General features: G+C 72.3%; 21 protein-coding genes. 15 read left to right on the top strand and 6 right to left on the bottom strand.

Features of this window, described 5'->3' with window-relative positions:
* Nucleotides 1–34 precede the first annotated feature (34 nt).
* The 3 genes from H0S66_RS00790 to H0S66_RS00780 are packed head-to-tail and all read left to right on the top strand — an operon-like array spanning nt 35 to nt 2,921.
* On the top strand, nt 35–2,071 hold the full coding sequence (locus H0S66_RS00790) for a protein meaA (RefSeq protein ID WP_179617052.1): 2,037 nt from the start codon (nt 35–37) through the stop codon (nt 2,069–2,071).
* Between the two features lie 43 nt (nt 2,072–2,114).
* Nucleotides 2,115–2,339: a hypothetical protein gene (locus tag H0S66_RS00785; RefSeq protein ID WP_179617051.1), complete on the top strand. Its 225-nt coding sequence runs from the start codon at nt 2,115–2,117 to the stop codon at nt 2,337–2,339.
* Between the two features lie 57 nt (nt 2,340–2,396).
* Nucleotides 2,397–2,921 carry a ferritin gene (locus tag H0S66_RS00780; RefSeq protein WP_179617050.1) on the top strand — a complete coding sequence of 175 codons (525 nt, stop codon included), beginning with the start codon at nt 2,397–2,399 and terminating at the stop codon, nt 2,919–2,921.
* Here H0S66_RS00780 and H0S66_RS00775 read toward each other — a convergent pair.
* On the bottom strand, nt 2,918–3,994 hold the full coding sequence (locus tag H0S66_RS00775) for an alpha/beta fold hydrolase (RefSeq protein WP_179617049.1): 1,077 nt from the start codon (nt 3,992–3,994) through the stop codon (nt 2,918–2,920). The two genes, H0S66_RS00780 and H0S66_RS00775, sit on opposite strands and share 4 nt — an antisense overlap.
* A 111-nt stretch (nt 3,995–4,105) precedes the next feature.
* Between H0S66_RS00775 and H0S66_RS00770 the strand changes: the two genes are divergently transcribed.
* The 8 genes from H0S66_RS00770 (at nt 4,106) to H0S66_RS00735 (ending at nt 11,979) form a co-directional block, all read left to right on the top strand.
* Nucleotides 4,106–5,023, top strand: coding sequence for an FAD-dependent oxidoreductase (locus tag H0S66_RS00770; RefSeq protein WP_179617048.1), 918 nt, complete (start codon nt 4,106–4,108; stop codon nt 5,021–5,023).
* Between the two features lie 183 nt (nt 5,024–5,206).
* Nucleotides 5,207–6,457 (top strand): hypothetical protein, encoded by a 1,251-nt coding sequence (locus H0S66_RS00765; protein WP_179617047.1) that lies wholly within the window; start codon nt 5,207–5,209, stop codon nt 6,455–6,457.
* Complete coding sequence (locus H0S66_RS00760) at nt 6,454–7,926, top strand: ABC transporter substrate-binding protein (RefSeq protein WP_179617046.1); 1,473 nt, start codon at nt 6,454–6,456, stop codon at nt 7,924–7,926. Before H0S66_RS00765 ends, H0S66_RS00760 begins: the two co-directional genes overlap by 4 nt.
* On the top strand, nt 7,923–8,834 hold the full coding sequence (locus H0S66_RS00755) for a branched-chain amino acid ABC transporter permease (protein WP_179617045.1): 912 nt from the start codon (nt 7,923–7,925) through the stop codon (nt 8,832–8,834). Before H0S66_RS00760 ends, H0S66_RS00755 begins: the two co-directional genes overlap by 4 nt.
* The gene (locus tag H0S66_RS00750; RefSeq protein ID WP_179617044.1) at nt 8,831–9,973 is read left to right on the top strand and encodes a branched-chain amino acid ABC transporter permease; all 1,143 of its coding nucleotides are present in this window, start codon (nt 8,831–8,833) and stop codon (nt 9,971–9,973) included. Before H0S66_RS00755 ends, H0S66_RS00750 begins: the two co-directional genes overlap by 4 nt.
* A complete protein-coding gene (locus tag H0S66_RS00745) occupies nt 9,960–10,802 on the top strand; it encodes an ABC transporter ATP-binding protein (RefSeq protein ID WP_179617043.1) in 843 nt (280 codons plus the stop codon). The genes H0S66_RS00750 and H0S66_RS00745 overlap by 14 nt, the downstream gene beginning before the upstream one ends.
* Nucleotides 10,799–11,506 (top strand): ABC transporter ATP-binding protein, encoded by a 708-nt coding sequence (locus H0S66_RS00740; RefSeq protein WP_179617042.1) that lies wholly within the window; start codon nt 10,799–10,801, stop codon nt 11,504–11,506. The genes H0S66_RS00745 and H0S66_RS00740 overlap by 4 nt, the downstream gene beginning before the upstream one ends.
* 8 nt (nt 11,507–11,514) lie before the next feature.
* Nucleotides 11,515–11,979 carry a hypothetical protein gene (locus tag H0S66_RS00735; RefSeq protein WP_179617041.1) on the top strand — a complete coding sequence of 155 codons (465 nt, stop codon included), beginning with the start codon at nt 11,515–11,517 and terminating at the stop codon, nt 11,977–11,979.
* Here H0S66_RS00735 and H0S66_RS00730 read toward each other — a convergent pair.
* Nucleotides 11,976–12,515 carry a DUF952 domain-containing protein gene (locus H0S66_RS00730; RefSeq protein WP_218876398.1) on the bottom strand — a complete coding sequence of 180 codons (540 nt, stop codon included), beginning with the start codon at nt 12,513–12,515 and terminating at the stop codon, nt 11,976–11,978. The genes H0S66_RS00735 and H0S66_RS00730 overlap by 4 nt on opposite strands.
* A gap of 37 nt (nt 12,516–12,552) precedes the next feature.
* On the bottom strand, nt 12,553–13,230 hold the full coding sequence (gene nucS / locus H0S66_RS00725; RefSeq protein ID WP_179617040.1) for an endonuclease NucS: 678 nt from the start codon (nt 13,228–13,230) through the stop codon (nt 12,553–12,555).
* Between the two features lie 94 nt (nt 13,231–13,324).
* Between nucS and H0S66_RS00720 the strand changes: the two genes are divergently transcribed.
* The 4 genes from H0S66_RS00720 (at nt 13,325) to H0S66_RS00705 (ending at nt 18,102) form a co-directional block, all read left to right on the top strand.
* Nucleotides 13,325–14,878, top strand: coding sequence for an alanine/glycine:cation symporter family protein (locus H0S66_RS00720; RefSeq protein WP_179617039.1), 1,554 nt, complete (start codon nt 13,325–13,327; stop codon nt 14,876–14,878).
* Complete coding sequence (locus tag H0S66_RS00715; protein ID WP_218876397.1) at nt 14,812–15,363, top strand: GNAT family N-acetyltransferase; 552 nt, start codon at nt 14,812–14,814, stop codon at nt 15,361–15,363. The genes H0S66_RS00720 and H0S66_RS00715 overlap by 67 nt, the downstream gene beginning before the upstream one ends.
* Before the next feature lie 90 nt (nt 15,364–15,453).
* Nucleotides 15,454–17,274, top strand: a complete 1,821-nt coding sequence (locus tag H0S66_RS00710; protein WP_246305188.1) for a 3-hydroxyacyl-CoA dehydrogenase family protein — start codon at nt 15,454–15,456, stop codon at nt 17,272–17,274.
* Nucleotides 17,275–17,352: 78 nt separating this feature from the next.
* Nucleotides 17,353–18,102 (top strand): hypothetical protein, encoded by a 750-nt coding sequence (locus H0S66_RS00705; protein ID WP_179617038.1) that lies wholly within the window; start codon nt 17,353–17,355, stop codon nt 18,100–18,102.
* Here the strand turns inward: H0S66_RS00705 and H0S66_RS00700 are convergent.
* The 3 genes from H0S66_RS00700 to H0S66_RS00690 form a co-directional block, all read right to left on the bottom strand.
* Complete coding sequence (locus H0S66_RS00700; protein WP_179617037.1) at nt 18,099–18,458, bottom strand: response regulator; 360 nt, start codon at nt 18,456–18,458, stop codon at nt 18,099–18,101. The two genes, H0S66_RS00705 and H0S66_RS00700, sit on opposite strands and share 4 nt — an antisense overlap.
* Before the next feature lie 81 nt (nt 18,459–18,539).
* Complete coding sequence (locus tag H0S66_RS00695; RefSeq protein ID WP_179617036.1) at nt 18,540–20,456, bottom strand: S8 family peptidase; 1,917 nt, start codon at nt 20,454–20,456, stop codon at nt 18,540–18,542.
* 65 nt (nt 20,457–20,521) lie between these two features.
* Complete coding sequence (locus H0S66_RS00690; RefSeq protein ID WP_218876396.1) at nt 20,522–21,037, bottom strand: CGNR zinc finger domain-containing protein; 516 nt, start codon at nt 21,035–21,037, stop codon at nt 20,522–20,524.
* Nucleotides 21,038–21,070: the final 33 nt, after the last annotated feature.

The raw sequence follows: 21,070 nt of genomic DNA, 5'->3' as shown, positions 1-21,070 counted from the left end.
TACCAGCGCGTAGATCCCGTTCTACCCTCTGTCCATGACGGAGAAGGACCGACCCCTGCTCGAGCGTCCTGAGAAGGACCGCCCCTGGGTGATGCGCACGTACGCCGGCCACTCGACCGCCCAGGCGTCGAACGAGCTGTACCGCAACAACCTGTCGAAGGGCCAGACCGGCCTGTCGGTGGCCTTCGACCTGCCGACCCAGACCGGCTACGACCCCGACTCGGTCATGTCGACCGGCGAGGTCGGCAAGGTGGGCGTGCCGGTGCCGCACCTGGGCGAGATGCGCCACCTCTTCGCCGACATCCCGCTGACGTCGATGAACACGTCGATGACCATCAACGCCACCGCGATGTGGCTGCTGGCGATGTACCAGGTGGTCGCGGAGGAGCAGAACCCCGACCTGTCGCCCGAGGAGGTCGCCGCCCAGCTGGCCGGCACCACCCAGAACGACATCATCAAGGAGTACCTGTCGCGGGGCACCTACGTGTTCCCGCCCGAGCACTCCCTGCGCCTGATCAGCGACATGATCGCCTACACGGTCCACCAGATCCCGAAGTGGAACCCGATCAACATCTGCAGCTACCACCTGCAGGAGGCCGGGGCGACCCCGACCCAGGAGCTGGCCTACGCGCTGTGCACCGCGATCGCGGTGCTCGACCAGGTCAAGGAGTCCGGCCAGGTGGCCGACGAGGACTTCGAGAAGGTCGTGGGGCGCATCAGCTTCTTCGTCAACGCCGGGGTGCGCTTCATCGAGGAGACGTGCAAGATGCGCGCCTTCGTCGAGCTGTGGGACGAGATCACCCGCGAGCGGTACGGCGTGCAGGACCCCAAGATGCGCCGGTTCCGCTACGGCGTCCAGGTCAACTCCCTGGGCCTGACCGAGGCGCAGCCCGAGAACAACGTGCAGCGCATCGTGCTGGAGATGCTCGGGGTGACGCTGTCGAAGAACGCCCGCGCCCGCGCCGTGCAGCTGCCGGCGTGGAACGAGGCGCTGGGCCTGCCGCGGCCCTGGGACCAGCAGTGGTCGCTGCGCCTGCAGCAGGTGCTGGCCTTCGAGTCCGACCTGCTCGAGTACGACGACATCTTCGAGGGCTCCACGGTCATCGAGGCCAAGGTGGCCGAGCTGGTCGCCGGCGCCAAGGCCGAGATCGACCGGGTCCAGGCGATGGGCGGCGCGATCGCGGCCGTCGAGTCGGGCTACATGAAGGAGGAGCTGGTCTCGGCGCACGCTGCGCGCCGCGCACGCATCGAGGACGGCCAGGAGATCATCGTCGGCGTCAACCGGTACGAGACCACCGAGCCCTCGCCGCTGACCTCCGACCTCGACGGCGCCATCATGACCGCCGACCCCCGTGCCGAGCAGTCGGCGCGCGAGTCGGTGAGCGCCTGGAAGGCCCAGCGTGACGAGCAGGAGGTCGCCGACGCGCTGGCCGCCCTGGCCGCGGCGGCCAAGGGCAGCGAGAACCTGATGGGCCCGACGCTGGCCGCGGCCCGCGCCGGCGCCACGACCGGTGAGTGGGCCGGCACGCTGCGCGAGGTCTTCGGCGAGTTCCGCGCCCCGACCGGGGTCTCCGGTGCCGTGGGCGTGGCGGAGGCGGGCACCGAGCTCACCGCCGTGCGCGAGCGGGTCCGGGCCACCGGCGAGGAGTTGGGCGGGCGGCTGCGGCTGCTGGTCGGCAAGCCCGGTCTCGACGGGCACTCCAACGGTGCCGAGCAGGTGGCGGTGCGCGCCCGTGACGCCGGCTTCGAGGTCGTCTACCAGGGCATCCGGCTCACCCCGGCCCAGATCGTCTCGGCGGCCGTCGCCGAGGACGTGCACTGCGTGGGCCTCTCGATCCTCTCGGGCTCCCACATGGAGCTGGTGCCGGCGGTGCTGGCCGGGCTGCGCGAGGCCGGGGCCGGTGACATCCCCGTCATCGTGGGCGGCATCATCCCCGACTCCGACGCCCGCAAGCTCGCCGAGCAGGGTGTCGCAGCGGTCTACACGCCCAAGGACTTCGGCCTGACCGAGATCATGGGCGGCATCGTCGACGTGATCCGCCGGGCCAACGACCTGCCGACCGACCGCTGAGCGAGCAGGTAAGCCTCACCTAACTGCGTGCTACCGTGCCTGCATGGGCAAGAGCAAGGGCAAGAAGAGCGGCAAGGGCAGCAAGGGCGCGACCGTGGTCCGCCTGCCGAAGACCGAGTGCTGCGAGTCGCGCAGCAAGTGCGGCCGCTGCCCCCTGCGCATGCTCAAGGAGGGCACCCTTCCCTCCGGCTACACCGTCAAGAAGCGCCGGCTCGTGCGGCTCGACGGCTCGAAGGTGACCAAGAAGCAGCTGGCCGCCTCGGCCTGACCTGCGGGGTCGCCCGCCACCTGCCACCCTCACCTGCCAGACCTCCGGAGGAACCCCGTGCCCGCACCGCGCTTCGTCGACCAGCTCAACGCCCAGATCGGCCACGAGCTGGCCGCCCACCAGCAGTACCTGGCCTGCGCCGTGCACTACGACGCCGAGACGATGCCGCAGATGGCGGCGTTCTTCTACGCCCAGGCGCTGGAGGAGCGCGACCACGCCATGATGATGATGCAGTACCTGCTCGACACCGACGCGTCCGTCGTCATCCCCGGCGTGCCGGCACCGCAGTGCTCCTTCGACGACGTCGTGGGGCCGGTCGCCCTGGCGCTGGAGCAGGAGCGCCAGGTCGCCGAGCAGATCTACGACCTGGTGCGCACCGCGCGCGAGGAGCAGGACTTCGCCTCCGAGCAGTTCCTCCAGTGGTTCATCAAGGAGCAGGTCGAGGAGATCGCGACCATGTCGGACCTCCTGGCCGTCGTGCGACGCAACCTCGACGACGTCGAGGACATCGAGGAGTACGTCGCGCGCGAGCAGGACGCCGGGATCGACGACCCCACCGCGCCCCGCGCCGCCGGCTCCTAGTCGCGCCCGCCGCGGGTGGTGGTCAGGAAGGACAGCACCTCGCGCCGCACCCGCGGAGCCGACCGCTCGAGCGGCAGCGCGCTGCCGGCGCCGCTGAAGGTGCGGGTGCGCACCGCCTCGCTGGAGCGGAACCGGTCGGCCTGGCGCTCGGCGGCGCCCGCACGGGTGCGGACGTCCTGGTCGCCGAACAGGAGCAGGGCCGGCGCCTCGATGTCACCGGTGCCCAGGGTCAGCGACGTCACCATCGCGCCCAGGCTCAGCACGTCGCCGCAGGGCACGTCGTTGCGCTGGCGCGCGGCCTGGCGCTGCACCCGTGCGGGCGCGGAGGCGAAGAGCAGGTCGCGGTAGTCGGCGCGGGTCTCACCGAAGCTCGCGTAGTCGGCGGAGAGGCAGGTCGTGCCCTGGCGGGTGGCCTCGGCGACGGCGCGGCTGGTGAACTGGGTGTCGGTCCACGACATCAGCACCAGGCCCTCGACGTCGTCGAAGGTCGAGGCCTCGAGCTGCGCCACGGCGGCGCCGACGCCGTGCCCGTGCACCACGACGTGACCCGCGTGCGGGGTCGTGGTGCCGACGTCGCCGGTGAAGCGGTAGCTGCCCGACTTCAGGTGCTGCACGACCTGGTGCAGCATCGTGGCCTGGGCGCCCAGGCAGGTGTCGCGCCCGGAGCCGAGCCCGTTCTCGTCGTAGCCCAGCCGGGTCAGCACCAGCGACGTCTCGCCGCGGCGGGCCAGCTGGCGGGCGTAGTCGTAGCGCCGGGGGGAGTCCATGCCCCAGAACCAGCCGCCGGTGCCCGCGTCGTGCACGAGCACGTTGATCCGGCGCGAGCCGGCGCGGCCGAGCACCTCGTCGCGGGGGCCGATGAGGCGGGCCTCAACGACGTAGTCGTCGCCGTCGGGCAGGCACAGCAGGTGGGTGTCGTTGGTGTTGACCAGGTCGAAGGCCACCCCTCGCGAGATCACCGTCGAGCCCCCGGTGCCGTCGGCGGCGGCCTGTCCGGCGAGCGCGCCGACGACGGCGCCGCTGAGCGCGCCCACGAGCAGTCCGACGAGCAGGGTGCGCAGGGTGGGCCTCATGGCGTTGAACGTATGTCAATAGGAGCCGCGCTCACAAACCATCGGTATGTGACGTGTGCGACGTCACGCTGTGCGTCCCCGCGGGCAGCGCCTTCCTGCCAGACTCCTGCCATGGGCAGGGTGGTCGTGGTCGGTGCCGGCGTCGTGGGGCTGAGCTGCGCCGTGCGGCTCCTGGAGGCGGGACACCGCGTCGACGTGGTGGCTCGCGACCTGCCGCTGGAGACGACCAGCGCCGTGGCGGCGGCGATCTGGTACCCCTACCGGGCACTGCCCCAGGAGCGGGTGACCGCCTGGTCGGCCACGTGCCTTGACGAGCTCGTCCGCCTGGCCGACGTGCCGGGCACGGGGGTGCGCGTCCAGGAGGGCGACGAGCTGGTGCGCCTGCCCGCGCCCGACCCGTGGTGGCGCTCCGCGGTGCCCGACCTGACCAGGCTGTCCTCGCCGCCCGCGGGCTACGCCGACGGGTGGTCCTTCGCCGCACCCGTGGTCGAGATGCCCGTCTACCTGCGGTGGCTGCTGGCCCGGGTCGACGAGCTGGGCGGCACCGTGACCCGCCTCAACCTCTCCGCGCTGCCCGAGCCCGGTCCCGCGAGCGGCGTCGACGTCGTGGTGTCGTGCGCCGGGATCGGCTCGCGCCTGCTCGCCTCGGACCGCACCGTGGTGCCGGTGCAGGGGCAGGTCGTGCGCCTGGCGCAGGTGGGGATCTCGCGCTGGGTGATCGACGGCGAGGGGCCGACGTACGTCGTGCCGCGCGAGCACGACGTCGTCGTCGGCGGCACGGCCGAGGAGGGGGAGTGGAGCCGCACCCCCGACCCGCTGGTCGCCGAGCAGGTGCTGGCGCGGGCCACCCGGCTGGTGCCGCAGCTGGCGGGCGCGCGGGTGCTGGGGCACCGGGTCGGGCTGCGCCCGGCCCGCCCGTCGGTCCGCCTGGAGCGCGAGGGCGACGTGGTGCACTGCTACGGCCACGGTGGGGCCGGGGTGACCCTGAGCTGGGGCTGCGCCGACGAGGTCACCTCGCTCGTCGGCTGACCCGGGGCGCTCCCGTCAACTGAGAGCCGTCTCAGGGGGTGGACGGTCTGGACCACCACGGCTCCTGGGCCGGTATCCGGCGATTCCGGGTGTGACGGGCGTTACCCGGCCCGGGTGGCGTCGTTCATCTCCTCGACGTCCCCCGACGTCGCCCCGCCCCCGTCCCCTTGCCAGGAGCCTCCCGTGTCGCTCTCCCGACTCGTGCTGCCGGTGCTGCCGGCCCTTGTCATCACCGTCCTGCCCGGCCTGGCCGCCGCAGCCGACCCCGGTGGTGCCGCACCGCTGCCCGAGGCGGCCGCCGCCACCGGCGCCGCGGCCCAGGACGCCGAGCAGGCGACCCCGCGCCGCGCGGGCCGGGACCGCACGGCCGAGAAGCAGAAGCGCGCGAAGAAGGCCGGCCTCGAGCCGGGCACCCTGCGCGGTGCCGCCGTGGTCAAGACCGGGTGGTGGTACGTCGCCAACGAGCCGCCGCCGGACACCGGCGTCGTCGCGGCCCCGCAACCGCCCTCTCCGAACACGCCGGCCGGCGCGATGCCGGTCGCCGCGCTGCTCGGGGAGACCGCCAAGCTCTCGGCCATCGAGTTCTCCTTCGAGGCCGAGCCCGGCTCGAGCATCGACCGGTTCGAGATGGTGCTGCAGGAGTCGGGCGAGCCCGCCGCGGCGCTCGGCGGCGAGGTGGCCGCCCTGGTCGCCTGCCCGGTGACGGAGGTCTTCTGGGCCGACGGGCAGGGCGCCGCGTGGAAGAACCGACCCGCCCACGACTGCGAGCTGGCCTCGGCCGTCGGTGAGCGTGACGAGGACGGGCGCTGGAGCTTCGACCTGACCGACGTGGCCGCCGGGTGGCTGGAGACCGACTTCGTCGGCTCGCGCTCCGTGGTCCTGGTGGAGCAGGCCGACGCCCCGGTCACCTTCGACGTCTCCTTCGCGGGCCCGGGCGCCGACGGCGTGGGCCTCGATGTCCGCACCACCGCTCCCGACGCCGTACCCGGCGGGGAGGGGACCGACGGCGGCTCGACGGACGGCGGCGGGACGACCGGCTCCTCGGACGGCGGTGGCGGCTCCCTCGGTGGGTCCACGGGCACCGAGGGCCTGGGCGGGTTCGACGACGGTGGCGGTGGCGGTGGCGACCTGGGCGACCTGGGTGCGCCCGGCTCCTCCGACCCGGGTGCCGGCGCGGACGGTGCGGGCGGCAGCGTCGAGGGCGACCTCGACGCGGCGGCTGCACCCGTCTCCGCGATGCCGGCCTGGTACTCCGGCCTGCCGCGCAGCACCGTGGTGCTGCTGCCGCTGGTCCTGGGACTGGCCTACCTGATGATGCTCGCGCTGGGTCCCGCCGGTCGCCCCGACCCCGCGGCCAACCGGCGCGGTGTGAGCCGTGCGCTCGACCGGCTGCGCGAGACCCGCACCCTCGCCCTGACCAAGGTCGCCCGATGAGGGGCGGGCGCACGAGCGCGCGCCGCGTCGCCGCGCTGGGCTTCGTCCTCGCGCTCACGGCCACCGGCTGCGGCCAGAAGGCCGGCGTGGGCACGGTCTACGCCGGCGGCCAGGTGCAGCAGGGCGCAGCCGGCGACGCCTTCGGCGCGCCCGGCGGCGAGGGCGGCGACTTCTCCGGTGGCGGCGGGGGTGACCTCAGCGGCTCGGGCGGCGGGTCCGGCGGCTTCGGGGGCGGGTCCGGCAGCGGTTCCGGGGGCGGCTCCGGCAGCGGCGGCTCGGGGGACTCCGGCACCGGTGGGACCGGCGGCTCCGGCGGTCCCGGCGACGAGGGCTCGCCGCAGCCCGGTGAGCCCGGCGGCACCTCCGGCGGCGACAGCACCGGCGTGACCTCCTCGACCATCAAGATCGGCGTGCACGCCCCGGTCACCGGTGCGGCCGCGATCCCGCAGGCCTCCTTCGAGAACGCCGTGGGCGTCTACTTCGACGCCGTCAACCGCGCCGGCGGCATCAACGGCCGCAAGGTCGAGGTGCTCTTCGAGGACGACGGGTTCGACCCCAACCGCGCCCGGTCGGTGTGCAAGACCATGGTCGAGCAGGAGGAGGTCTTCCTGCTCATCGGGGGCGCCGGCGCCGACCAGATCGACGCGTGCGCCCGCTACGCCTCCGCGGTGGGGGTGCCCTACCTGTCGGCGGGCGTCCACGAGACCCGCCCCGGCCTGGGTCCGCTGGCCAACCTGTCGACGTACTTCGCGCTGTCGCTGACCTACGAGCAGCAGGTGCCGCTGCTGGCCAAGCTGGTCAAGAGCGAGTTCGGCGGCGACAAGGTCGGCGTGATCGTGGCCGACAACGACAGCCTCGACAACTTCTACTCCCGCGCCGACAGCGCGGTGAAGTCGGTGGCCGGCGGCAACCTGGTGCTCTCGCGCCGGATCCCCAAGAACACCACGAGTGACGCACCGGCGGTCGGCACCTCGATCTGCCAGAGCGGCGCCAAGGTGGTGCTCTGGAACGCCAGCCCCAGCTCGTTCCTCAACGTGCTCAAGTCGATGGCCTGCTCGGTGACCTTCATCGGCCCCGGCCTGACCAACGGTCTGAACATCGTGGCCTCGGTCGGCTGCCCCAACGTCAGCGGGTCGCTGTTCTACTCGCCCTTCCCGGGCATGGACGTGATGCGCCAGAACAAGACGTTCGTGCAGGCCTACCAGCAGCGCAACGGCTCGGCCCCCGACGACATCGGCGCCGCGATCTACGGCGCCGAGGAGATGGTGGGCGCGATCCTGCGGGCCACGGGCAAGGACCTGACCCGCGAGTCGTTCATGGGCACCATCGCCCGCACCAAGAACTTCAACCCCGGCGTCTACCCGCCGACCAGCTTCTCGAGCCGGTTCGGCGGCACGGCGATGAACCTGTTGCGGGCCGACTGCAACAAGAACGAGTTCGTCACCGTCCGGCGCAACGAGCGGCCATGAGCGGGCTGGGCCAGGAGGTCGGCGTCGCCATCGTCACCGGCCTCCTCCAGGGCTGCGTCTACGCGCTGGTCGCGCTGGGCATCGTGCTGGTCTTCCGGGCCTCGGGCGTCTTCAACTTCGCGCAGGCCGAGTTCGGCACCACCGGGCTCTTCGCGGCGTACGCCGCCCTGACGCTGTGGGGGTGGAGCTACACCTGGGCGATCGCCTTCGGCCTCGGGGTCGCGGTCGCGATGGGGCTGCTGACCGAGCGGCTGGTGGTGCACCCGCTGCGCAACGCCTCGCGGGTCACGGTCCTGGTGGGCACGGCGGGCGTGGCGCTGGCCGCCATCGGCATCCAGTTCTGGCAGTTCAACGAGACGCTGATCATGACCATGCCGCGCATCGTCGACTCCTTCTTCCTGGTGCCGGTCATCGGTGCCCCGGTCACGGTGCAGCAGCTGATCACCCTGGGGGTGCTGGTGGTGGCCTCGGTGCTGCTGGCGCTGTTCTTCCGCTCGCCCGCGGGGCTGACCATCCAGGCCGCCCAGCAGGAGCCGACCGCGGCCGAGCTCGTGGGCATCAGCGTGCGTCGGGTCTCGATGCTGACCTGGGCGATGGCCGCCCTGCTCGGCGGCCTGGCCGGCATCCTGTCCGGCCCCAACCTGACCTTCACCGCGGGCTTCCTCAGCTTCGGCGCCGGACGGGCGCTGCTGCCGGGCTTCATGGCGGCGGTGCTCGCGGGCATGCGCTCGATGCCTGGTGCCGTGGCCGGCGGCCTGACCGTCGGCGTGGTCGAGCAGATGGGCACGCTCTCGGTGATGATCGAGGTCCCCGGCGCCCGGGCGATGCTCCTCTTCGGCTTCCTCCTGGTCGTGCTCCTGGTCAAGCCGCACGGCATCTTCGTCCCCCGAGCGGCGGCGACGGCATGAGCGACTCCACCCAGGTGCTGCCGGCCGTCCCGGCCGAGCCCGAGACGACGCCCGTCGCCGCCCCCGAGCCGCGCTTCCGGCCCAGCCGGGCCGGCTGGACCGCGCGTGGCCTGGTCTGGGCGGTGCTGGCGTGGGTCGTGCTGGCCCTGCCGCTCAACGTCCTCTCGCCCTTCGAGGTCGGGGTCACCGACATCGACGTCGCCTCGCTGGCCGTCATCTACGCGATCGGCGCGCTGTCGCTCAACGTGCTGCTCGGCTACTGCGGCCAGATCTCGCTGGGCCACCAGGCCTTCGTGGGGGTCGGGGCCTTCGCCTCCGCCTACATCGTCACCAACCTCCAGCTCAGCTTCTTCCTCGCCGTCGGGGTGGCCGCGCTCTTCGGGGCGGTGCAGGCGGTGCTGCTCGGCGCGGTCTCGCTGCGCCTGACCGGCCTCTACTTCGCCCTGGTGACGCTGGCCTACGGCTCGTTCGCGCAGGAGACCCTCTTCGGGATCACCTCGCTGACCGGCGGCGAGGGCGGCAAGCCGGCCCCGCGCCCGGACTTCTTCACCAGCGGCTACCGCTACTACTACCTGTGCCTGGCGTTCCTGGCGCTGGTGCTGTGGATCGACTGGCGCCTGACGGCCTCGAAGGCCGGCCGCGCCATGGCCGCGCTGCGCGAGAACCCGCGGGTCGCGTCGTCGTACGGCATCGACGTGCGCGCCTACATCCTGGTGGCCTTCGCCGTCTCGGGCCTCTTCGCCGGCGTGGCCGGCTCGCTAGTGGCCCACCACGACGAGGTCATCGTGCCGAGCTCGTTCGACTTCCGCCTCGCGCTGCTCTTCGTGCTGATGACCGTCGTCGGCGGGCTGCGCAGCCGCACCGGGGTCGTGCTGGGTGCGGTGTTCTTCGCGCTGCTCGAGGAGGGTGCCCTGGTCGCGATGTTCGGCCTCGAGGGGTTCTTCGAGGGCCTGCTGGGGCTGCCCACCGAGTTCGTCTCGCTGGTGGTCGGGCCGGTCCTGCTGGTCCTGACGCTCACGCTCTACCCCGGGGGCATCGGCCAGCAGGTCGCGCCGATCCGGCTCTGGCTCACCGGGCACCGCTTCGACCGGCACGCCGGTCGCGTCGACGACGTGGAGGTCACTGATGTCCGTGCTTGAGATCAGCAACCTGACCATCCGCTTCGGCGGCATCACCGCCCTCAACGACGTGAGCCTGAGGGCGGGGGAGTGGGAGATCGTGGGGATCATCGGTCCCAACGGCGCCGGCAAGACCACCCTCTTCAACTGCATCACCGGCTTCTACAGCCCGACCGCCGGCCGGGTCGCCTACCGCGGCCGTGACATCACCGGCCTGCCGGTGCACAAGCGGACCGCGCTCGGGATCGGGCGCACCTTCCAGAACGTCGGGCTGGTCAAGAACGCCACGGTGCGCGAGAACCTCGCCACCGCCCAGCACCTGCAGGTCTCCTACGACCCGTGGGCAGGCATCGCAGGCGGCCCGACCACGTTCGGCGAGGAGCGCCGCATCCGCGAGCGCAGCCACCTGATCCTCGAGCTGCTCGACCTGCGGCACGTGGGGGAGGAGCGGGTCGCCGACCTGCCCTACGGCGTGCTGAAGAAGGTCGAGATCGCGGCCGTGCTGGCCACCGACCCCGACCTGCTGCTGCTCGACGAGCCGGGCTCGGGGATGGGGCCCGAGGAGGCCCACGCCCTGGGCGACACGCTGCTGGAGCTGCGCCAGCAGTTCGGCCTGAGCATCGTGATGATCGACCACCACGTGCCGCTGGTGACCCGGGTCTCCGACTACGTCTACTGCCTCAACTTCGGCGAGGTGCTCGCCGAGGGCAAGCCCGACGACGTACGCCGCCACCCCGAGGTGGCGCGCGCCTACCTGGGCACCGAGCCCGAGCCGGACCCCGCGCCCGCACCGGAACCCGACACCGACACCGACACCGACACGATGACCCTGGTGGGAGGGCCCCGATGAGCCTGCTCGAGGTCCGCGGCCTGGTCGTCGGCTACGGCCCGCACCCGGTGCTGCACCAGGTCGAGTTCGACGTGGAGGAGGGCGAGGTGTGCGTGCTGCTGGGCCTCAACGGCGCCGGCAAGTCCACCACCGTCAACACGATCGCCGGGCTGCTGCGCCCGCAGGCCGGCGAGGTCCGCCTCGACGGTCGCTCGCTGGGTCGGCGCTCGCCCTCGGCCCGGGTCAAGCAGGGCATCTCGCTGTGCCCGGAGGGGCGCCGCGTCTTCCCGCGGCTCACGGTGCGCCAGAACCTGCGCCTGGGGGCGTGGAGCCAGCGGCGCAGCCCGCGGGCCGTGCGGGAGCAGCAGGACCTGGTGCTCGACTACTTCCCCCGTCTCGTGGAGCGCGCCGACCAGCTGGCCGGCACCCTCTCGGGCGGGGAGCAGCAGATGCTGGCCGTGGGCCGGGCGCTCATGTCGCGCCCGCGCCTGCTGCTCATCGACGAGGCGTCGCTGGGCCTGAGCCCGGCGCTGGCCACGACGGTCTGGGAGGTCACCTCGCGCATCCGCGACGGCGGCACCACCGTGCTGATGGTCGAGCAGAACGCGGGGGCGCTGCCCTTCGCCGACCGCGCCCTGCTGATGGAGAAGGGCACCGTGCTCCACACCGCCGTGGGGGAGCAGATCCGCAACGTCAACCTCCGAGAGGCCTACCTCGGAGCTTAGGAGCCACCATGCAGAACAACCTCGGTCGTCTCGGCGGGCAGCTCGGAGTGCTGCTCACCCTCCTCGGCCTGCTGATCATCTTCTTCGGCTGGAACGGTGCCGCGAGCACCGACTACGTGCCGGCCCAGTTCCCGTACCTGATCTCGGGCGGCATCGTCGGCATCGCGGTGGTGGTCGTGGGGGCCGCCATGATCCTGGTGCAGAACTTCCGCACCGACATGGCCCGGCTCGAGGCCGCCGTCGAGCGGGTCGCGCTGGCCGTCGAGCGCCAGGGGGCCGACGCGGGTGCCGCGGGCGCGGGCCTGGACTCCTACGTGGTCGCCGGCAGCGAGTCCTACCACCGCGTCGAGTGCGCGCTGCCCGAGGCGCGTGCGGAGGCGCACCTGGTGCCGTTGACCGACGTCGCCGGCAGCACCCTGCAGGCCTGCCGGGTCTGCCAGCCGCCGACCTTCGGACGGCTCGAGCGGATCTAGCCGCGCCGGGCCCTCGCGTCGCGCCGACCGAGGGCCACGGCCACCGCGACACCCAGCCCGGCGCCGGCGACGGCACCCACCAGCACGCCCCAGCCCCCGAGGGTCCCGTCGAGCAGGAGCGCCCCGGCCGCAGCCAGGGCGACCACCAGCAGGCCCAGCAGTGCCGCCCGCATCAGCTCGCGCAGGAACAGCGCGCTGAAGGACGTCGCCGCGAGCGCGTCGCGCACCGGCACCGCACGCAGCACCGCCGACGGCTCGATCGGGCCGTAGACGTGGGGGAACGTCTCGGCGCCTCCGGGGACGGCCGGCTCCTGCACCACCTCGCTGCGCAGCCGGTCGGTGTCGATCTCGAGCAGCACCAGCGGCTCGTCGACGTCGGCGTAGTAGCGCGCGTGCACACCTCGCCACTGCTCGGCCCGCGCGGCGTGGATGAAGCCCTCCTCCTCGAGGGTGCGCCCGCGCGTCGAGGTGGTGTAGGCCCCGCCGGCCCGCGCGGCGGCCCAGTCGGCGGCCGTGGCGATGTGGAAGATCAGCACGCCCGCGACCCTACGGGGCCCGGTCGGGCCCGGGACCCTAGAACAGGCGCGCCTCGGGGTCGTCCATGCCACGCAGCGCGTCGTAGTCGACGACGGCGCACGAGATGCCCCGGTCGGTGGCCAGCACCCGTGCCTGCGGCTTGATGGCCTGGGCCGCGAAGATGCCACGCACCGGCGCCAGCAGCGGATCGCGGTTGAGCAGCTCGAGGTAGCGGGTCAGCTGCTCGACGCCGTCGATCTCGCCGCGGCGCTTGATCTCGACCGCGACCGACCGGCCCTCGGAGTCGCGGCACATCAGGTCGACGGGGCCGATGGCGGTGGGGAACTCGCGCCGCACCAGCACCAGGCCCTCGCCGAGGGTGGCCGGGTGCTCGGCCAGCAGCTCCTGCAGGTGCTTCTCGACGCCGTCCTTGACCAGCCCGGGGTCGACGCCGAGCTCGTGGGAGGAGTCGCTGTGCACCTCCTCGAGCAGGATGCGCAGGCTGTCACCGGTCTTGGTGGAGGTCACCACCCACTCGGCGGTGCCGTCCTCGTCGTGCCCCTCGGTCAGGGTGCACGGCGGCGACATCCAGTTCAGCGGCTTGTAGGAGCCGCCGTCGGAGTGCACGAGCACCGAGCCGTCGGCCTTGATCATCAGCACCCGGGTCGCCATCGGGAGGTGGGCGGTGAGCCGACCGGCGTAGTCGACCTGGCAGCGGGCAACGACGAGTCTCACGGACCCAGAACCTACCTGCCGGTCCCTCCTCGGTCCGGGCCCGGGCGGTGTGGGTGATTGCGCTCACAGGTCTGGTCGGGTTGAGTTAACGGCTATGACGACCATGCTGATCCCGCTCGCAGCGGAGTCCGACGGTTTCCTCGGCGGTGTGGAGAAGGCGATCAACGACGCCTTCGAGCCCATCGCGACCGCCGTGACAGACGTGATCTTCTGGAACGTCCCGCTCGGGGACTACTCCTTCCCGCTGATCGTGTTCTGGCTGGTGGCCGCGGCCACCATCTTCACGATCTACTTCCGCGGCATCCAGTTCACCTCGCTGAAGACCGCCAAGGACCTCGTGCTCGGCAAGTACTCGCGGGCCAGCGACCCCGGCGAGGTCACCCACTTCGCGGCCCTGTCCTCCGCGGTCTCCGGCACGGTCGGGCTCGGCAACATCGCCGGTGTCGCGGTCGCGGTCACCGTCGGTGGCCCGGGCGCCACGTTCTGGATGATCCTGGCCGGCCTGCTCGGCATGTGCACCAAGTTCGTGGAGTGCACCCTCGGCGTGCGCTACCGCGAGGTGCACGAGGACGGCACCGTGACCGGTGGACCGTTCAAGTACCTGCCGGTGGCCTTCGAGCGCTTCGGTGCCGCGGCCAGCAAGATCGGCGTCAGCATCTTCGCCGTGGCCCTGATCCTCTTCGGCGCCCTCGGCGGCAACGCCTTCCAGTCCAACCAGACCTACGCGCAGGCGGTCGAGATCACCGGCGGCGAGGACGGCTGGCTGGCCTCCGACGGCGCCGCCCTGATCTTCGGCATCATCCTGGCCTCGCTGGTCGGCCTCGTCATCATCGGCGGCGTCCGCTCCATCGCCCGGGTCACCTCCAAGCTGGTGCCGGTGATGGGCATCCTCTACATCGGCGCCTGCCTGCTGGTGATCTTCGGCAACGTCACGCAGATCCCCGACGCCGTGGGCACCATCATCTCCAGCGCCTTCAACCCCGAGGGCGTCACGGGCGGCGCGCTCGGCGTGCTCATCGTGGGCTTCCAGCGCGCGGCGTTCTCCAACGAGGCCGGCGTCGGCTCGGCACCGATCGTGCACTCCGCGGTCAAGACCAAGCACCCCGTCTCCGAGGGCTTCGTCGCGATGCTCGAGCCCTTCATCGACACCGTCGTGGTCTGCACCGCGACCGCGCTGACCATCGTCATCGCCGACGTCCCGCTCTACAACGACCTGCTGGCCCGCGCCGCCGACGGCGAGTCGGTGACCAGCGACACCGGCGTCGTGCTCACCTCGCGCTCCTTCGACTCCTTCCTGCCCGGCTTCGACAACGTGCTGGCCGTGGCCGTCGCGCTGTTCGCCTTCTCGACGCTGATCACCTGGAGCTACTACACGCTCAAGGCCTGGACCACGCTCGTGGGCCGCAGCCGCGCCAAGGAGAACGCCTTCAAGATCATCTTCTGCGTCTTCACCGCGCTGGGTGCGGTCGTCAACCTGGGCTCGGTGCTGAGCTTCGCCGACGGCATGCTCTTCGTCTGCGCGATCTTCAACCTGCTCGGCTGCTACCTGCTGCTGCCGAAGGTCAAGGAGGAGGTCGTCAAGTGGCGCGAGGGTCGCCGCAGCGGCGAGATCTCCGAGGTGCCCCGCGACGAGCGAGCCACCACCTGATCACGGTCCGCGCCGCCCGCCCCTCCGACCTGCGCCACCTGGCGGGGGTCGAGGAGGAGGCGGACGGCGCGGCGGCGTCCCCGGCCCCGAGCGGCGGCGAGCGTGCCGACCAGCCGGGGCACCTGCTGGTCGCCTCGTCGGCGGGCGAGGTGGTCGGCTTCGCCCACGTGGTGCTGCTGCCCGACGGGCACGGCGTACGCGCGCACCTCGAGCAGCTCTCGGTGCTGCCGCAGCACGGTCGTCGCGGCACCGGTGCCCGGCTGGTCGCGGCGGCGGCGGAGGAGGCGCGCTGGAGCGGCTTCGACCGGCTCTCCCTGTGCACCTACCGGGACGTGGCATGGAACGCGCCGTTCTACGCGCGCCTGGGCTTCGAGGTGGTCGAGCCGACCGGGGTGCTGGCCGAGCTCCGGGAGCGCGAACGGGCGCTGGGGCTCGACGAGGCGGGGGAGCGGGTCGTGATGGAGCTGGCGCTGGGACGCCGCTGACCACCCGTCCGCCGGTGTGTCCGGCATCACGTTACTCGCGAGTGAAGTACGCCACGGTGCGCACGCCGAGTGCGTGCCATGATGCCGCCCATGACGACCTCCCCTGAGACCGGCGCCACACCCGAGACCCCCTCCCGCGAGCTCACCACCATCGGGGTCGTCGGCCTCGGCACGATGGGCGCCGGGATCGCCGAGGTGTTCGCCCGCCACGGCTTCGACGTGGTCGGCGTCGAGCTCGACGACGAGGGCGTGGCCCGCGGACGCCGGCACCTGGAGTCCTCCACCGGCCGGGCGGTGGCGCGCGGCAAGCTCAGCGAGCAGGAGGCCGCCGACCTGCTCGGACGCATCCGCACCACCACCTCGCTCAAGGACCTGACCGACGCCGACCTGGTCATCGAGGCCGTGGTGGAGTCGGTGGCCACCAAGCAGCAGATCTTCCGCGAGCTCGACTCGATCGTGGCCCCCACGACGATCCTGGCCACCAACACCTCCTCGCTGTCGGTCACCGAGCTGTCCACCGCGACCTCGCACCCCGGTCGCGTGGTCGGCATCCACTTCTTCAACCCCGCGCCGGTGCAGCGCCTGGTCGAGGTCGTGCGCACCGTCGTCACCGACCCCACCGTGCTCGCCGACGTGCAGGACGTGCTGGCGCGGCTGGGCAAGAGCCCGGTGGTCTGTGGCGACAAGGCGGGGTTCATCGCCAACACCCTGCTCTTCGGCTACCTCAACCACGCCGCGTCCATGTTCGAGGGCAAGTACGCCTCCCGCGAGGACATCGACGCCGCGATGCGCTTCGGGTGCGGCTACCCGATGGGTCCGCTGGCGCTGCTCGACCTGATCGGTCTCGACACCGCCTACGAGATCCTCGAGACGATGTACCGCCAGGGCCGCGACCGGCTGCACGCGCCGACCCCGATCCTCAAGCAGATGGTCACCGCCGGCCTGCTGGGCCGCAAGACCGGGCGCGGCTTCTACACCTACGAGGCGCCCGACAGCCCGACCGTGGTCGCGGACGCCGCCACCCCGTCGGCCGACCAGGCCCCGCAGCTCAAGCACGACATCCGCACCGTCGGCGTCGTCGGCACCGGCACCATGGCGGCCGGCATCGTCGAGGTCTTCGCCAAGGCCGGCCACGACGTGGTCTGCGTGGGCCGGGCCGAGGCCAAGGTCGAGGGGGTGCGCGCCATGATCACCAAGAACTTCGACAAGCAGATCCAGCGCGGCCGGGCCACCGAGGAGCAGAAGAACGAGGTGCTGGCCCGCGTCACCGGCACCACCAGCCTCGACGACCTCGCGCAGGTCGACCTCGTCGTGGAGGCGATCGCCGAGGACCTGGCGATCAAGACCACGCTCTTCGAGAACCTCGACGAGATCTGCCGCCCCGGCGCGATCCTGGCCACCACCACCTCGTCGCTGCCGATCATCGAGATGGCCCGGGTCACCTCGCGTCCCCAGGACGTCATCGGCATGCACTTCTTCAACCCCGCCACCATCATGAAGCTGGTGGAGGTGGTCTCCACGGTGGCCACCGACGACGACGTCGCCGAGACCACGCGTGCGCTGTGCGCCAAGATCGGCAAGGTCGCCGTCTCGTGCGCCGACCGCGCCGGGTTCATCGTCAACGCGCTGCTGTTCCCCTACCTCAACGACGCGGTCAAGATGCTCGAGGCGCACTACGCGACGGCCGACGACATCGACACCGCGATGAAGCAGGGCTGCGCGCTGCCGATGGGCCCCTTCGAGCTGCTCGACGTGGTCGGCAACGACGTGTCGCTGGCCATCCAGCGCGAGCTCTACCTGGAGTTCCGCGAGCCCGGCTTCGCCCCGGCCCCGCTGCTGGAGCACCTGGTGACCGCGGGCTACCTGGGCCGCAAGACCAAGCGCGGGTTCCGCGACTACAGCGTGCGCTGAGCAGCTCCTGACCGGGCCGGTCCGCTGGGCCGGTTCGCTGGGCCTGTCCGCCGGTGGCGGGGTCCGTAGGATGAGCGCATGATCGACCTGCTGCTCGTCCTGCTGGCCCTCGCCGCCGGTGTCGGCCTGCTCGGGTGGGTGGTCCGGCTCAGCGGCCGCCGCGCCGAGGAGGCCAGGGCCGCCGAGCTGGCGCCGGTGCGCCAGCTCGTCTTCGAGGACGTCACCGCGCTCGGCACCGAGCTGCAGGACCTCGACGCCGAGATAGCGGGCCACCACCTCGACGCGGGGGCCAACGCCGACTACCAGCGGGCGCTGGACGCCTACGAGGCCGCGAAGACGGCCGGGGACGCCATCACCGAGCCGAGCCAGGTCGAGGACGTCACCAAGATCATCGAGGACGGGCGCTACGCCGTGGCCTGCGTGCAGGCGCGCGTGCACGGGCTGCCGCTTCCGACCCGGCGCCCGCCCTGCTTCTTCGACCCCCGCCACGGGCCGTCGACGACCGACGTCGCCTTCACGCCGGCCGGTGGCACCCGTCGCGAGGTGCCCGCCTGCGCGCTCGACGCCGAGCGCGTGCTGGCCGGCGCCGAGCCGGACGCGCGCCAGGTGATGGTGGGCACCCGCCGGGTGCCGTACTGGCAGGGCGGGCGTGCCTACCAGCCCTACGCGCAGGGCTACTACGGCGCGTTCTCACCGATGGACTGGATGTTCGCCGGCCTGCTCTTCAGCGGGCTGGGCGGCTTCGACGCGCTCGGCGGCCTCGGTGAGGGCATCGGCGAGGGGCTGGGCGAGATCGGCGAGGGCTTCGGCGACCTGTTCGACTTCTAGGCGGGCTGCGCCAGTCCGTCGACCGCGCCCAGGAGCGCGGACGTGCTGAAGGGCTTGCCCAGCACCTGGTCGATGCCCGCGGCCCGGGCCGTGGCGTGGTCGGGCAGGGCGGTGACCATCAGCAGCGGCAGGTCGGGGCGCCGCATCTCGCCGCGGATGGCCGCGCAGAGGCCCAGCCCGTCGAGCCGGGGCATGTTCCAGTCGAGCACCACGACGTCGTACTGCGTCGCACCCAGCAGTGCGAGCGCCTCGATGCCGTCGCCGGCCGTGTCGACCTCGTGCCCACCCTGGCGCGAGAGCACCAGCTGCATGAGCATCGACAGGTCCGGGTCGTCGTCGACGACGAGCACGCGCATCCGGGTCCCCCTTCTCCGGCGCCAAGTGTGGCACCGGGGGCGGGCTGGTGGTGGCGTTTCGCCGTCGACGACGACCGTGTCTCAGCCGCGGGCGCGCAGCTGGGCCACCTGCAGGAACACGACCCGACCGTTCAGCGAGTCGCTGTCGATCGTGTCGGGGTCTGAGACGGAGTACTCGCCGCTCACCTCGACGGTGTAGCGCCCGGGCGCCAGGTCCTCGACGAGCGCGGAGGCGCTGCCGGTGCTGTAGCCGATCTCGGTGGTGGTCTGGGCGACCTGCTCGCCGTCGGCGTCCCGCACGGTGGCGGTGTAGAGCGCGAGGTTGGCGGCGGTGCCCGGAGTCGGGTAGACGAGCGCGACCTTGAGGGCGTCGGTGCGACGTCCGACCGTCACCTCGCGGGTGGCGGAGTAGGAGCCGCCCAGGGCGAGGACGGGGGCGTCGTCCTGCCACACGTCGCTGCGGCGCACGCTCCAGGCGTCCTCACGGGCCAGGCGGCGGTCGGCGGTGCGCAGCCGCTTGGCGATCGCGCGGGTGAGCCGCTTGCCCTTCTTGCCCTGGACCAGGCGCACGGCCTTGTCGAGGTTCACGTGGCCGTAGCCGATCTGGTACGACAGCACCCGGCCGGCGTCGCCGGTCACCGGCGTGGCCGTGGCCTTGAGGGCGTCCTGCACCTGCAGCGGGCTCAGGCGCGGGTTGGCCTGCACGAGCACCGCTGCCACGCCCGCGATGTGGGGCGAGGACATCGACGTGCCCGACGCCGAGGCGTTGCCGCCCTGGGGGCAGGGGCCGATGACGCTGCCCGTGCTGTCGCAGGACGAGGAGATCGACACTCCGGGCGCCGTCAGGTCGGGCGAGGTGGAGCCGAAGCGGTCGCCACGGAAGACGGTGTGGCCGTCCTCGCCGATCGGCACGGCACGCAGGTTGTCGTGCTCGAGGCCGTTGGAGGAGAAGCCCCCGCGCTTGCGGTCGAGGTCGCTGGCGGCCACCGAGATCACCCAGGGCGCCTGGTTGAACGGGGAGACGCTGGCCTCGGCGTCGTCGCTGCCGGAGTTGCCGGCCGAGAAGACGACGACCGCACCGCGCTCGGTGACGGCCCGGGTGGCGACGTTGACGGGGTCGGCCGGGTCGTACTGGCGGAAGCTGTTGCCCCAGGAGTTGTTGACGACATCGATGTCGAAGAGGTCGTCGTCGGCGAGCATGTGGTCGTAGGCGGTCACCACGGCGGTGGTGGTGATGACCGCGCCGATGGCGAAGCAGGCGAGCTTCGCATCGGGTGCCACGCCGATGTGCTCGGCGCCGGTGGTGCCGTCGGCGGCCACGATGCCGGCGACGTGGGTGCCGTGCCCGGAGCCGAGGTCGGTGTTGTCGTAGGGCGAGCCGGTGGTCGGCACGACCAGCATCGGGTCGGTGCCGGCGTTCACGTACTCGGGGCTGACCAGGATGGTGTTGTAGGCCATCCGCTGGGTCAGGTCGGGGTGGGTGCCGTCGCACCCGGAGTCCACGATGCCGACGGTGACGCCCTGGCCGGTCAGGCCCTTGCGACGCAGGGCGGCGGCGGCCTTCGGGCTCGAGGAGACGACGTCGCTGGAGGCGGTGTCGTGGTAGCTCAGCTGCTCGTCGGGGTAGACGTCAAGGCCGACGCCCTCGAGCACGCTGGCCAGCAGCGCGGTGCGCGGGCCCTCGACCAGGGCGAGCGGCAGCTCGCGCATCGGCTGGACGACCAGGCCGAGCGCGCGCAGCGCCGTGACCTGGGCGGTGGTGGGCACGGTCGCGAACGTGACGATCGCGCGCTCACGACGAGTGGTGGTCGGCGTGGCGGCGAGCCGGGTCAGGCCGGGCCGCGTGGCGGCGAGGCGCTCGACGGCGGCGTCGGTGCCAGCGGTCCGAGCAGTGGTGGAGGCGGAGCCCTCGGCCGCGGCGCCGGTGGGGCCGAGGACGGAGAGCGAGAGGACTGCGGCGCTGGTGAGCGCGAGCAGGCGGTGGCGCGGGGGCGTCATGGAGGAGCCTTTCGGTGGGGACGCCCCTCCAACGCGGTGCGCGGGTGTCGGTTACGCCGTGTCGCTCACGCCGTGTCGCTCTGCCGGGCGCGGTAGGCGGCGACCGCGTTGCGGTTGCCGCAGGTGGTCGAGCAGAAGCGGCGCGAGCGGTTGCGGGAGAGGTCGAGCACGATCCCGTCGCAGTCGTCGTCGGCGCACACGCCCAGGCGCGACATCTCGTCGGTGCGGATCACGTCGATCATCGCCATGGCGGTCTCGACGGTCAGGCGGGTGACCAGGTCGGCGTCGGGGTCGCAGGCGTGGATGTGCCAGTCGTACGGCTCGTGGCGCACCAGGCGCGGCACCGCCCCGGCGTCGGCGAGCATCGTGTTGACCATCTCGACGGCGTCGTCGCGCTCGGCCAGCATCAGCGCGCGCAGGACCGGCCGGAGGGCGCGCACCTGCTCGAGCTCCTCGAGGGTGCGCTCGTGGCGACCGCTGTACTCGTAGGAGGTGAAGAAGTCGTCGAGCTCCTCGATCGTCGTCAGCGTGTCCGGCTCCAGGGCGGTGTTGGCCAGGACCACGGCGGACTGCAGGGACATCTCGGTGTCATGAGCGAATACCACGTTGACACG

The organism is Nocardioides marinisabuli, from assembly GCF_013466785.1.
GTDB classification, from domain to species: domain Bacteria; phylum Actinomycetota; class Actinomycetes; order Propionibacteriales; family Nocardioidaceae; genus Nocardioides; species Nocardioides marinisabuli.
The sequence above is the reverse complement of the archived record's forward strand: the minus strand, read 5'-3'. Positions and strand labels throughout refer to the sequence as shown.